This window comes from Streptomyces glaucescens, assembly GCF_000761215.1.
GTDB lineage: Bacteria > Actinomycetota > Actinomycetes > Streptomycetales > Streptomycetaceae > Streptomyces > Streptomyces glaucescens_B.
Genome location: NZ_CP009438.1, coordinates 829,390 through 842,197 on the forward strand (window position 1 = coordinate 829,390; position 12,808 = coordinate 842,197).

Consider the following 12,808-nt stretch of genomic DNA (forward strand, 5'->3'; position numbering starts at 1 on the left):
CCCAACTGGCGCCAGGTGCTGAACTTCAACGCTACATAATCAGCACCAAGGCTGAACCGTGCCTAGACGGCAACATGGAACAGGCCCCACTCAGTGGCAGGCTTGGGCCCCGCTGCCTCTATGTGATCCGCCCGTCTGAGTCATGGAAGTGCATATGCCTTTGACATAATTCGCGCATGTCGAGCAGAGACACGATCCAGTACGTCCCCGACGTGGGTCTCCTCATGATCCCGGGCGACCCGGCGAAGGACTACTCCCCGGGGTTCGCGGTCTTCGACGACTCCGTCCCCGCCCTGCGCGCGTTCGTCCTGGACCGGCTACGGAGGGAGAACATCAGGCCGGCGGCGCCCAAGGCGAAGGACGGTGCCGTCATACCCGTACGCGTGGGTCTGGTCCCCCGGCCCGACAACGACTACGACACGTGTGCCGTGTCGGTCACCGCCCCGCCCTGCCACGGCGGGTCCGTCCTCGACCGGCACATGGGCTACCTCTACAGCAGCGCCCTGCACGTCACGAGCGAGAGCATCCGCGAGCTCACCGAGGAGACGGGGATACCCGTCGGCTGTCACGGATGGATAGAGCTCTACGACCTCGAGGACGACAGCCGCTTCTACGACGACGAGGACGACGAGGGCGGTGAGGACGAGGACGACGCGGACTGGGAACCCAGCCGCCACGAGCTGGTGTCGTGGGCGGAGCAGAAGGCGTTCGGGTACGCGGTCGGTTCGATCCGGGTCCTGCTGCCCGAGCGTCAGACCGTGCGCGCCCTGGTGGACGACTACCTGGCCGCTCACCGGCGGGAGGCCGACCGGTGCGCGGAAAGGGGGCCGGCCCCGTCCGGTGTCGAGCGGGACCTGCGCCGGGCCCTCGCCGAACGTCTCGCCGTCCGGCTGCGCACCGGTCTGAGCCACCGCGCCGCCGGCGGGGCCTGGGGCCGGGAGACCGAGCGCGAGCGCGCGCGCCGCCGCCGGGACGCCGAGGCACAGCCGCTCCTGCACGCCTGGGAGACGTACCGAACCTCGCCACACGGTTTCCGTGACCTGCGCGCCGTCACCCGGTCCGTCTTCTACCACACTCGGATCCTCATCCTGGACGGATCAGGCGTGGAGGTGGGGCAGTACCACGAGCCGGACGGCCCGCTCACCCTGGTGGACGAGCGGGTGCGCGCCGAGGCGCTCGACGCGCTGCGTGCGCACGGGGTGGACGTGGACGCTCCCGAGGACCTGGCGTCCCTCGACGGCTTCCCGGACGCCGTGGTCGTCGCGGGCGGGGACAAGTGGTCGATCCGGCTCTCCAGGCCAGGTGTGCCCCGGAGCCGACTTCCCGAGGCCGGCTGGTTCGACCCGGACTCGGGCACGCTCACCGTGTACGCCGCGTCGCTCGCCGAGCCGTTGACGGTGCTGCTACTCCGGCACGGCGTGCGTCCCCTGCTCGTAACCTGGGGTACACCGCACGAGGAGGTAGAACAGCACAACCTCCGTGCCGCGGTCGCGCCCGCCGAGATCAGCCCCGTCAGCAGCTACAGCCGGGTGACGGCCGCCGCGCAGCGGTTGATCCCGGAGCTCCACCGCCGGTGGCTCAATGCGAAGCCCGACGACGGGGAGGCGCTCGCCGCGCGGGCCGGCAGCCTGCTGCCGCCGCTCATCGACGACGCGGCGGAGAACTCGTACTACCGGCGAGCGCTGGAGGCGCTCTTCGGCACGCCCGTGAACCTGGCCGAGCGCGGACCGTGCCGGCTCTGCGGGCGCTCCGCTCAGTCGGCCCGCCCGGGGCTGTTCTACTGCCATGGCTGCTGTGCCCTGGCGAGGGGCGGAGTGCTGCGGGACACCGGAGTGGACGGAGCGTGGACGGAGGCGATCGTGTACGCGCTGCGCAGGCTGGCGGAGGCCGAGTTCTCCGGGCCGCCGTCCCTCACCCAGCTGGACCGCGTCGGAGTTCCCTTCGAGGACCACGCCCTGGTCGACGAGGTGCTGCTCTGCCGTTTCCTGCTGCCGCGCCCCGGCTCCGCGGTGCTGAGTGTGCGGCCGACGCGTCCGGCCCGTACCTGGACGGAGTGGCTGGCGCACGCGGGGCTCATCACGGACGGGGTGCGCACCTCGTTGGGTACGACGACCAGGGCCACGGACGGGCATCTGTGCCGCTCCCTGTTCGAGCGGCACGTGGACGACTTCCTCCACCACCGGGGCGTGGCGCACGAACCGGAGCCCGCCTATCCGCGGCACCCGGAGCTCAACACGACCGGCCTGCGGGCGGACTGGCGCCTGGCGGACGGCACGTTCGTCGAGGCCCTGGGCCTCATGACGCAGGAGGCGTACGTGGCGAAGGTCGCCCGCAAGCGGGAACTGGCCCGCCACCACGGTCTGCGGCTCGTCACCGTCACGGCCGAGGACCTGAACCGCCTCCCGGAAATCTTCGCGGACTGGCTCCCGAAGGGCTCGGCCGGCTGAGGCCGGAGAAAGCCGGTTCCGTCGACTTGGAAGAGCCCGAGGCAGCAACACCGACCCATGAACTCGACCATGGCAGGGACCATCATCGCTCACCGTATGTCGCCCTCACCAGGGCACTGCACATTGCCCTGGTCGTCTGACAGCCAGGTACGGCTACCTGATCTCGTTACCGAGCCGGAGCCCACCTGCCAGTAATGCGAGACGAAGGAGAATGTGTCATGACTCACCGATGGCGCCCCCGCGTGCACCTACTGACCGGCGGGCCCGACTGGGAACAGCGGCAAGCCACCGTGAAGTCGGTACCGTTCAGCAGACGGCAGAAGGAAGCTCGCAAGCCGCTGCTGGCGCTGATGGAGGAGCTACGCGAAGCCGTCGAGAGAGGTGACTGGGCCTCCGCCCGCGCGGCCCGGTCGGCGGCCTGGGGCGAGGTAAACCGCCTCGCGGACAACCTCACGACGGAGGAACGCAAGCATCTGTGGCGGTACAAGCGACGCATCGTCGCCGGTGAGGTCCGCGACCATGCTCAACGCGCCGGTCGCGGCTGAGACCGGCGCACTGTAACGAGGTCAGCTCAAGGCGAGCAGGTGTCGTAGTGTCAGCTCTTGGGCCTCACGCGCGGACCCGTTGAACGCCCGGCGCACAATGGCCCTGCTCTCGTTACGGCACAGCGCAGCCAGCACGTCCCAGGTGGCCAAGCAGTCACCAAGGGCACTGTGCGAGGCGGTGTTCCCAGGGGAGTACAGGAGCGCCAGGTCGACCAGCTTGCTGCTTCCCCCACGGCGCTGAACGCTCTGGTGGATCCGCATGGGGTCCACGACCTTCAACGGCCGTCCTACTCGGTCTTCCAGAGTGGGCAGGCCGTGACGTCGGCACTCCGCGGCGAGGAATGGCAGGTCGAAGGTTCGATTGAACACGACCAGAGTGGCACCGTCGACGATGTGCTTGGCAACCGCTCCAGTCACCTCGTCGATGGCCTCCCGGGGATTGCGGCCGTGGTGGAGGGCTGTCACGTCGTCTATGGCGTGGATCCGATAGGAGTCCTTCACCGGTACGCCGGGATTGATGAGAACGCTGTCCCAGGCCAGCGCCCGCCGGTCCGCCAGCAGCCAGGCCGCCTCCACGATCCGGTCTTGGTGTTCGTTCAGGCCGGTCGTTTCCAGGTCGAGGACGATGATCCGTTCTCCAGGAAACCATCCGGTCGGGTAACGCGTGTCTGCGGCAGCCTCGTGAAGGATGTCGTCCACCACACTCCGGTCGGCGGCGCGACTCAACTGGCACAGGACGTGCGCGACTTCCGCTGGTGTGGTGTTGGCGGGCAGGCGGTAGAACTCCTGCTGATTGTCGACGGGGTTGCCGGGCAATGACAGGAACAGCGCCGAAGCGGCACCAGGTCCCTTCAACAGTCCAATGGTGAGGCCGTACCGGGTGGACATGTCCCCGGCTTCCAACCCGATCAGAATCCGCTCTCCAGGTGACGTCGCCTCGTCTGGGCTCAGGAACTCCGCCCAGACGAGAGCATCGCGAGTCATCTCCCGCAGTCGCAGGTCCTCGTACTCGCCGCCTTCCGGGTGAGGCTTCGTACACATCCCGCTCCACCCGTCAGGGAGGGCTTCCACCAGAGCTTGGAGAAACGGTTCGGGGGACCACGGGTCGAAGTACATGCGCCTACCCTGAGTAGCCGACCATACGGACGGGAAACTGGATGACGGAGAAGATCGTAGAAGGCACCTCACGCCGCTGCGGACGCGGCCAGGCAAAACTCGTCATCTGCACGACCGTACCGTCGCACACATCCGGCATAACCTAGACATATCACCCTACGAAATCGCCAAGTCTCAAGGGTTTTGAGATCCGCAACCAGACCCATCCGCTGTGGCCGCGTTTCCACACAACACCTGGTACACCATCCACATAGCCAGCTTCATGAGGACCGTGTTTCGCAGACACACCAAGGCGAAGACGGGTGCAGGTGAACAGACGTCAGTCCAACGATCCTCAAGCACCAAGCCGAACGGGTGATGCCTGCAGCCGGACGTCCGGCTGCAGGCATCACCCGTTGCCGAATTCGTCTCAGACCGCGTTTGAGATCTGCCATGTCTCCTGGTGGAAGCGGTCGTTGAGCCTGCCGTGACCGCTACTGGGGGGTATCCATCGGACTTGACCGATGAGCAGTGGACGCTGGTGGAGCCGCTGCTTCCGCCGCCACGGACGGGGCCGAAGGGCGGGCGACGCGAGAAGCACCCGCGACGACGGATCGTGGACGCGATCTTCTACGTGGTGCGGACAGGCTGCGCCTGGCGGCAGTTGCCGCACGACTTCCCACCCTGGCAGACCGTGTACTGGTACTTCGTACGCTGGCACGACGGGGGCACCGTCGTCCGCGTCACGACGCCCTGCGCGCCCAGGTCCGCCGGGCCGAGGGTCGGAGTGCGGAGCCGAGCGCCGGGCTGATTGACTCGCAGTCCGTCCGCACCGCCGACACCGTCCCCGCGGCCACACGCGGTTTCGACGCTGGCAAGAAGGTCAAGGGTCGCAAGCAGTTCCTGGTCACCGACACCCTCGGCCTGCTGCTGGCCGTCCACGTCATAACCGCGAGCACCCAGGACCGCGACGGTGCCAGGCGCCCGCTGCTGTGGGCACGCCTGGACTACCCGTCCGTACGGAAGGTCTGGGCCGATCAGGGCTTCGCCGGCCGCCTGGTCGACTGGACCACCCACATCCTCGGTCGCGAGCTGGAGATCGTCCGCAAGGACCCCGGACAGCGTGGTTTCCAGGTTCAGCCCAAGCGGTGGGCGATCGAGCGAACCTTTTCCTGGCTGACCGCCCACCGCCGCCTCGCCCGCGACTACGAGACGAGCCCCACCCACGCCGAGACCATGATCCGCTGGGCCATGATCGGCGTTATGGTCCGCCGGCTCGCCCGAGGATGCCCGGCCACGCGTCCAGGTCTTCGCCCCTTGCGCCGCACCGCTGGGGAGTAGAACCAGACCCGTAGGCGATGATCGCTGCATGGAGCGTGTCGTAGACCTCGATGAAGCGGCTGCCGCTGTCGCGGACCGCCGGCCTGCGTGGCAGGCGGCGGGGCTGTTCGCCGCGCCCGTAACCTGGCGCGACGGGGCGGCCCCGTGGCCCCAGCAATTGAAGACAGAGCGCTCCGAGGTCAACGACCCCGACTCGGTTGGCATTCATCTGCACGGTCCGAATGAGGCCGAACTCCTCGTTGTCCTCTACCGCGGCGGGTGGGCCGACATCGACTACATCGTTGATGCCGGCGACGCCGGTGTTATCCCTGCTCCGGCGGTGGTCTCCGCTCAGGCGTTCGCCTGCCTACTCGACGCCTGCATCACTCGCGTCTTCGGCATCAGCTATGGCGCCGAGTAGAGAGCAGATCTCAAACGCGGTCTGAGTCGATCAATCCCAGATGCCCGAGTTCAACGGAGCGCAGTCAGCACCAAGTCAGCACGGGACAGGTGAGGACGGGTGATGACGTGGGCTTTTAGTCAGCACCAAACCAGCACGGGAGTCAGCACGGCACCGTCAAATCGTGCTGAACTACGCGTCCCGGACGGCACTCGCTTTGACCGCCACCGGTCCCCTGAACCGCTTTCCATGAGTCGGCATGGTGGCCGCACGCATAGACGACCCCCGAACTATGTTGCCCCGCCACATGTGCGCCTGACCTGCAGATTCCTACGGTGTGGCGACACGTAAACGTCCCCGCCGAACGCCAGGAAGTGGTGCCGATGTCCTCCCCCGCGACCGCTCCGCCAGCCCCCTCCAGCCTCAAACGCATCGTCGCCGCCAGCCTCATCGGCACCACCATCGAGTGGTACGACTTCTTCCTCTACGGCTCCGCGGCCGCGCTCGTCTTCAACCAGTTGTTCTTCCCGGAGTCCGACCCGCTGGTCGGCACGCTGCTGTCGTTCCTGACGTACGCGGTGGGATTCGCGGCGCGCCCGCTGGGCGCGCTGGTGTTCGGGCACTACGGCGACCGTCTCGGGCGCAAGAAGCTGCTGGTGCTCAGTCTGCTGCTGATGGGCGGGGCGACCTTCGCGATCGGTCTGCTGCCGACGCACGCGACGATCGGGACCGCCGCACCCGTGCTGCTGACCGTGCTGCGGCTGGTGCAGGGGTTCGCGCTCGGCGGTGAGTGGGGCGGAGCCGTGCTGCTGGTGTCGGAGCACGGGGACGCGCGACGGCGGGGGTTCTGGGCCTCGTGGCCGCAGACCGGGGCGCCGGCCGGGCAGTTGCTCGCCACGGGTGTGCTGTCGCTGCTGACCGCCGTGCTGTCGGACAGCGCGTTCACGAGCTGGGGCTGGCGCATCCCGTTCCTGCTGTCCGGGGTGCTGGTGATCGTCGGACTGTGGATCCGGCTGTCCGTCGACGAGTCACCCGTCTTCCGGGAGGCGCTCGCGCAGGCCGAGGCGCGCAAGACGGCACGGGCGAAGGACGCCGAGCAGCTGCCGCTGGTGGCCGTGCTGCGGCACCACTGGCGGGACGTGCTCATCGCGATGGGCGCGCGCATGGCGGAGAACATCAGTTACTACGTCATCACCGCGTTCATCCTCGTGTACGCCACCACGGAGGCCGACGTCTCCAAGCAGACCGCGCTCAACGCCGTCCTGATCGCCTCCGCCGTCCACTTCGCGGTCATCCCGCTCTGGGGCGCGCTCTCGGACCGGGTCGGTCGCCGTCCCGTCTACCTGCTGGGCGCGGCCGGGGTCGGTCTGTGGATGTTCCCGTTCTTCGCGCTCGTCGACACCGCCCACTTCGGCAGCCTGCTGCTCGCGGTGACCGTGGGCCTGGTGCTGCACGGGGCGATGTACGCCCCGCAGGCCGCGTTCTTCTCCGAGATGTTCGCGACCCGGATGCGCTACTCCGGTGCCTCCATCGGCGCCCAGTTCGCCTCGGTGGCGGCCGGCGCTCCCGCGCCGCTGATCGCGACGGCCCTGCTGCAGGGCACCGGCGGCTCGACGTGGATCGCGCTGTACGTCATCGCGGCGGCGCTGCTGACGGTCGTCGCCGTCGCGGTGGCCAAGGAGACCCGCGACCGCGACCTGGCCGGCATCGAGCCCTCGGGGGAGGAAACGCCCGAGCGCGCGCGGGCCGAGGACGCGCACACCGTCTGAGCGGCACCGCCGGCCGCGGTCCCCGGGCACGCGCGTCCGGGGACCGCGGTCAGTGGCGTTCCGGTGCCGAGAGGCGGTGCAGGCGCAGCGCGAGCTGGATCTCCAGGGCGCGCGACGGTGCCTGCCAGTCGTCGCCCAGCAGGCGGCCCACGCGTTCCAGGCGCTGGGCGACGGTGTTGACGTGGACGTGCAGCGCGTCCTTGGTGCGGACGGGGCTCATCCCGGAGTCGAAGTAGGCGTCCAGGGTGCGCAGCAGCTCGGTGCCGCGTCGTTCGTCGTACTCCACCACCGGGCCTATGGTGCGGCCGACGAAGCCCGGCACGTCCCGGTCCCCGGCGAGCAGCAGGCCCAGGAAGCCGAAGTCGTCCGCGGCGGCGCCGTCTCCGCCGCGGCCGAGCAGACGCAGGGCGTCGAGGCAGCGGCGGGCCTCGGTGTAGGCACCGGCCACGTCGTCCGGGTGGGCGGCGAGGTCCCGCACCGGCGGTGAGGCGCCGACGGTGACCGCCTCGTGGACGGCCGTGCCGAGGTGGCGGGCGGTGCGCCGGGCCAGCGCGGTGGCGCTGTCGCCGGGGGCCAGGGGCAGCAGCAGCACGGTGCCGCCGTCGCGGGCGGCGGCCAGTCCCCGGCGGGTGGCGGCCAGGTGGGAGGCGGCCGACCACAGGCGGCGCCGTGCGTCGGCCTCCTGGTCGGCGTCGGCGGCGGGGCCGTCGAGCCGGGCGGCGAGCAGCACATGGGTGGCGTCCAGGTCGGCGTGCAGCCGTGCGGCGCGTTCGCGCAGCAGGCGGGGATCGCGGTCACGCGCGTCCAGCAGGTCGTCCAGGAGTTCGCCGCGGACCCGCTGTTCCGCCTCGGCCGCGGAGCGGCGGGCGAGCAGGAGCAGGGAGGTGACCATCGCGGCGCGTTCCAGGGTGCGCTGGTCGACCGGGTCGAGGCCGGGGTGGCCGCGCAGCACGAGTGCGCCGAGGAGCTCACCGCCGGCCGCGACGGCGGCGATCCAGTCGTCCTGGTGCCGCACCGCGTGTCCCTCGGCGCGGGACTCGTCCAGCGCGCGGGCCGGGGCGCCGGCGGGCTCGGTGAACTCGACCGTGCCGTCCAGGACCTCGGAGACGGCGGCGGCCACGTCGTGCACGCCGCCGCCGCGCAGCACGAGTTCGGCGAGCCGGTCGTGCACCTCGGAGGCGCGTTCGATGACGGCGCTGCGGTCCTGGATGATCTCGTTGGCGCGTTCCAGGCCGGCCAGGGCCGAGCGGGTCTCGGTGAGCAGGTTGGCGGTGTCGATGGCGGCGGCGGCCAGTGCGGCGAAGGAGCCGAGCAGCGCGATCTGCTCGCGTTCGAAGACCCGGGCGCGGCGGTCGGCGGCGAAGAGCACGCCGATGACGTGCGGGCCCAGCATCAGCGGCACGCCGAGGATGGCCACCAGCCCTTCGTCGCGCACGCCCGCGTCGATGGCGGAGGTGTGCTGGAAGCGGTCGTCCCGGAAGTAGTCGTCGGTGACGTACGGCCGGGCCGTCTGGGCGACGAGTCCGCCGAGCCCCTCCCCCATGCCGAGCCGCAGCTGCTGGAAGCGGGCCGAGACCGAGCCCTCGGTGACCCGCATGTAGGTGTCGCCGCGGGCCGGGTCGTTGAGGCTGAGGTAGGCGACGTCGGTGCCGAGCAGGGAGCGGGCCCGCTGCACGATCGCCTGGAGAACGGCGTCGAGGTCGCGCAGCCCGGCGAGGTCGTGGGCGGTCTCGAACAGCGCGGACAGCTCGGCCTCGCGGCGGCGCCGTCCCTCGAGCTCGGCGCGGACCCGCAGCGCGAGCAGCTTGGCGCGCTCCAGGGCGGCGATCCGTTCGGCGGACCGGCCCTCGGCGCGGGCGAGCAGGACCGGCTGCTCGTAGGCGTCCGCGGACGCGCCGCGGGCCAGCAGTTCCAGGAACGGCGCCTCGACGGCGGCGGCCGGCGTGTCGAGGCCGGCGCCCGGCTTGGCCCGGGGGCCCGGTGCCTCGGGAGCGGACTGCACATGATCGCGGGACATGCTCACAGGATTCACCATGACGCGGGCGCCCCGGCAGACCTGTGGAGAACTCCGGGGCGGCCCGCGGGGCTCAGTGCGCGGTCCAGCCGCCGTCGAGGACCAGCGAGGTGCCGGTGACGAAGGAGGCCTGCGGTGCGCACAGGTACGCCACCGCCTCCGCGACCTCGGCCGGCTCGATGAGCCGCTTGACGGCGCTGTCCTGGAGCAGCACCTCGGACAGGACCCGTTCCTCCGGGATGCCGTGGGCCCGGGCCTGGTCGGTGAGCTGCCGCTCCACGAGCGGGGTGCGGACGTAGCCGGGGTTCACGCAGTTGGAGGTGACACCGTGCGGGGCGCCTTCGAGGGCGGCGGTCTTGGACAGGCCCTCCAGGCCGTGCTTGGCGGCCACGTAGGCCGACTTGTACGGCGAGGCGCGCAGCCCGTGCACGGAGGAGATGTTCACGATCCGGCCCCAGCCCTGTCCGTACATGTGGGGCAGGGCGCCGCGGATCAGCCGGAACGGCGCCTCCAGCATCACGGTGAGCACGGTGTGGAAGACGTCGGGCGGGAACTGCTCGAGGGGCCGGACGAGTTGCAGTCCGGCGTTGTTGACGAGGACGTCGGTGCCCGCGGCGACGAGTTCGGCGGCGTCCAGGTCGGTCAGGTCGAGGACGTGCGGTTCGACGGTCCCGGCCAGGCCCGCGGCCTGGCCGGTGAGGGCCGCCAGTCCGGCGTCGTCCCGGTCGACCGCTCTGACCTTGGCTCCGGCGGCCGCGAGCCGCAGCGCGCAGGCGCGGCCGATGCCGCCTGCGGCGCCGGTGACGAGGGCGGTGCGGCCGCCCAGGTCGAGCGAGGGGGCACAGGGCCCGGTCGGGCCGGGCAGGTCATGGGGCGGGGTCATGTCTCGACCCTAGGCAGCGGCACTCCCCCACCCCATGTGGTCATGCACCACAGTTCACGCGGAGGTCGTGGGGTCGAACCACGTGGGTGCGTCCGACAGGGCCTGCTTGATCCGCATCAGCGAGAACTCGCTCAGGTCCGGCAGGGCGTCGGCCTCGAACCAGCCGACCTCCAGGGACTCGTCGTCGTTGACCCGGGCCTCGCCGCCGACCGCGCGGCAGCGGATCGTGATGTCCATGTACTGGCAGACGTCGCCGTTGTCGTAGGTGACCGGCTCCAGCGCCTGGACGAGGACCACCCGCTCGGGGACGCACCGGACCGCGGTCTCCTCGTGGACCTCGCGCACGGCGCAGGCCGCGGGCTGCTCGCCCGGGTCCGGGATGCCGCCGAGCACCGACCACTTGCGGGTGTCGGTCCGGCGGTTGAGCAGCACTCTGCCCGCGTCGTCGAAGACGACGGCGGTGACCCCGGGGAGCCACAGCAGCTGGTGTCCGGCGGAGGCCCGCAGGGTGCGGAGGAAATCAGGAATGGCCATGGTGCCAGACCCTAACGGGCTCTCCTGTGCGCCCCGGGCGCGTTCCCGCGGCGTACGGCGGTCGTACGGTTACGCGCCACCCGCGCGCCGCCCGCGCGCCGCCACGGCGGCGGCCCACCCGAGGCCGCCCGCGGCGACCAGCACGAGGGCCAGCTCCGGCAGGACGCCGAGCCGCGTGGCGGGGGTCTCGGAGGAGCGCAGCGGCACCTCCTGCACCAGCGAGTCCGCGACGAACATGCCGGTCCGCTGGGTGATGGTGCCGTCCGGCAGGATGATCGCGCTGACCCCGCTGGTCACCGGCACGGTGACGGTCCGGCTGTGCTCGACCGCGCGGATCCGGGACATGGCGAGCTGCTGGTAGGTCATCTCGCTGCGGTCGAAGGTCGCGTTGTTGCTCGGCACGGAGATCATCTGGGCGCCGTGGGTGACGGTGTCCCGCACGGCCCAGTCGAAGGCGGCCTCGTAGCAGGTGGCGAGGCCGACCCTGGTGCCGTCCAGGGTGAAGACGCCCGGCTCGGAACCCCGGCTGAAGTCCTGGCGGACCATGCCGGTCCAGTCCTCGTTGATCGCGTCGAGCAGCGAGCGCAGCGGCAGGTACTCGCCGAACGGCTGGATCTGCCGTTTGTCGTAGGTGTCGACCGGGCCCTTCTCCGGGTCCCAGAGGATCTGCTCGTTCAGCAGCCTGCCGTCGCGTTCCACCACCCCGCCGACGGAGACGGGCGCGCCGACGGCCTTGGCGGCGCCGTCGATGACCGCGCGGGCGTCGGCGTTGGCGAAGGGGTCGATGTCGGAGGAGTTCTCCGGCCAGAGCACGAAGTCGGGCCGGGGCACGGTACCGGCCCGCACCTCGGCCGCCAGCCGTTCGGTCTCGCGCGCGTGGTGGTCGAGCACGGCCCGGCGCTGGGCGTTGAAGTCGAGGCCCGCGCGGGGCACGTTGCCCTGGATGACGGCGACGGTGGCGGTGCCGTCCTCGGCCCGGTCGCTGACCAGCGGCAGCGCGGCGAGGGCCGCGAGCGGCGGCACGGCCAGGGCGAGCAGCGCCGCGGCCGCGGCGGACCGCCGTACCGCGCGGGCGCGGCGCGCGTCCACCGCGAGGCGGACGACGTCGCAGAGACCGAAACCGCACAGGACGACCGCGAAGCCGAGCACCGGAGTGCCGCCCACCGCGGCGAGCGGCAGGAAGACGCCGTCCGCCTGACCGAAGGCGATCTTGCCCCAGGGGAAGCCGTGGAAGGGCACGCGCGCGCGTGCCGCCTCGCCCGCGATCCAGACCGCCGCCGCCCACACCGGCCAGGCGGGCAGCCGTGACACCGCGGCGACACCCGCGCCGGCCAGGGCGACGAACAGCGCCTCGATCGCGACGAGGGCGAGCCACGGACCGGGGCCGACCTCCACTCCGGTCCACACCAGCAGGGGCAGCAGGAAGCCGAGGCCGAAGAGGTAGCCGAGGCCGAGGCTCGCCTTCGCACCGCGGCCGCGCAGCACCCAGCCGAAGGCGGCGAAGGCCGGCAGGGCCAGCCACCAGAGGGTGCGGGGCGGGAAGCTGACGTAGAGCAGCACTCCGGAGAGCGCCGCGGTGGCGGCCGGGACGAGGCGCAGCAGCCGCGCGCCGCGCGGGGCGGGCGCGGTGGCCGGCCGGACGTCGTCCGACTCGCCCACGGAGGTTGCGGTGACGGTCACTCCGGGAGTCTACGGCGGGCGTCCCCGGCGCGGACAGCGCGGCCTGCGGGCCGCCGGCCGGCGGGGTCCCGGGGCGCGGGCGTGCCCCGGCCCCGTGCACGCACCCGGTGCACCGCCGCGC

10 protein-coding genes are annotated in these 12,808 nt (G+C 71.2%); 5 read left to right on the plus strand and 5 right to left on the minus strand.

Annotated elements, in window-relative coordinates; all coding sequences use genetic code 11:
• Positions 1-176: 176 nt before the first annotated feature.
• Positions 177-2,447 carry a hypothetical protein gene (locus SGLAU_RS03570; protein ID WP_043498295.1) on the plus strand — a complete coding sequence of 757 codons (2,271 nt, stop codon included), beginning with the start codon at positions 177-179 and terminating at the stop codon, positions 2,445-2,447.
• A 218-nt stretch (positions 2,448-2,665) separates the two neighbouring features.
• Positions 2,666-2,992, plus strand: coding sequence for a hypothetical protein (locus SGLAU_RS03575; RefSeq protein WP_043498298.1), 327 nt, complete (start codon positions 2,666-2,668; stop codon positions 2,990-2,992).
• A gap of 21 nt (positions 2,993-3,013) precedes the next feature.
• Here the strand turns inward: SGLAU_RS03575 and SGLAU_RS32775 are convergent, their stop codons facing one another.
• Entirely contained in the window at positions 3,014-4,108 is a 1,095-nt protein-coding gene (locus SGLAU_RS32775) for a 3'-5' exonuclease (protein ID WP_052413595.1), read from the minus strand.
• A 466-nt stretch (positions 4,109-4,574) separates the two neighbouring features.
• Between SGLAU_RS32775 and SGLAU_RS03585 the strand changes: the two genes are divergently transcribed.
• The 3 genes from SGLAU_RS03585 to SGLAU_RS03595 all read left to right on the plus strand — a co-directional run bounded on the left by SGLAU_RS03585 (position 4,575) and on the right by SGLAU_RS03595 (position 7,576).
• Positions 4,575-5,428, plus strand: a protein-coding gene (locus SGLAU_RS03585; protein ID WP_412556214.1) for an IS5 family transposase whose coding sequence is annotated in 2 segments (ribosomal slippage) — positions 4,575-4,836 and positions 4,836-5,428 — 855 coding nt in all. Because the reading frame shifts where the segments join, the coding sequence is not laid out codon by codon here.
• A 28-nt stretch (positions 5,429-5,456) separates the two neighbouring features.
• Complete coding sequence (locus SGLAU_RS03590; RefSeq protein WP_043498301.1) at positions 5,457-5,828, plus strand: hypothetical protein; 372 nt, start codon at positions 5,457-5,459, stop codon at positions 5,826-5,828.
• A gap of 362 nt (positions 5,829-6,190) precedes the next feature.
• The gene (locus SGLAU_RS03595; RefSeq protein WP_208868975.1) at positions 6,191-7,576 is read left to right on the plus strand and encodes an MFS transporter; all 1,386 of its coding nucleotides are present in this window, start codon (positions 6,191-6,193) and stop codon (positions 7,574-7,576) included.
• Positions 7,577-7,625: 49 nt separating this feature from the next.
• On the opposite strand, the gene SGLAU_RS03600 is transcribed toward SGLAU_RS03595, so the two are convergent.
• The 4 genes from SGLAU_RS03600 to lnt form a co-directional block, all read right to left on the minus strand.
• Positions 7,626-9,593, minus strand: a complete 1,968-nt coding sequence (locus tag SGLAU_RS03600) for a helix-turn-helix domain-containing protein (RefSeq protein ID WP_043498303.1) — start codon at positions 9,591-9,593, stop codon at positions 7,626-7,628.
• Positions 9,594-9,663: 70 nt separating this feature from the next.
• A complete protein-coding gene (locus SGLAU_RS03605; protein ID WP_043498305.1) occupies positions 9,664-10,473 on the minus strand; it encodes a 3-hydroxybutyrate dehydrogenase in 810 nt (269 codons plus the stop codon).
• Between the two features lie 54 nt (positions 10,474-10,527).
• The gene (locus tag SGLAU_RS03610; protein WP_043498306.1) at positions 10,528-11,007 is read right to left on the minus strand and encodes an NUDIX hydrolase; all 480 of its coding nucleotides are present in this window, start codon (positions 11,005-11,007) and stop codon (positions 10,528-10,530) included.
• A 69-nt stretch (positions 11,008-11,076) separates the two neighbouring features.
• A complete protein-coding gene (gene lnt, locus SGLAU_RS03615) occupies positions 11,077-12,687 on the minus strand; it encodes an apolipoprotein N-acyltransferase (RefSeq protein ID WP_043498308.1) in 1,611 nt (536 codons plus the stop codon).
• Positions 12,688-12,808: the final 121 nt, after the last annotated feature.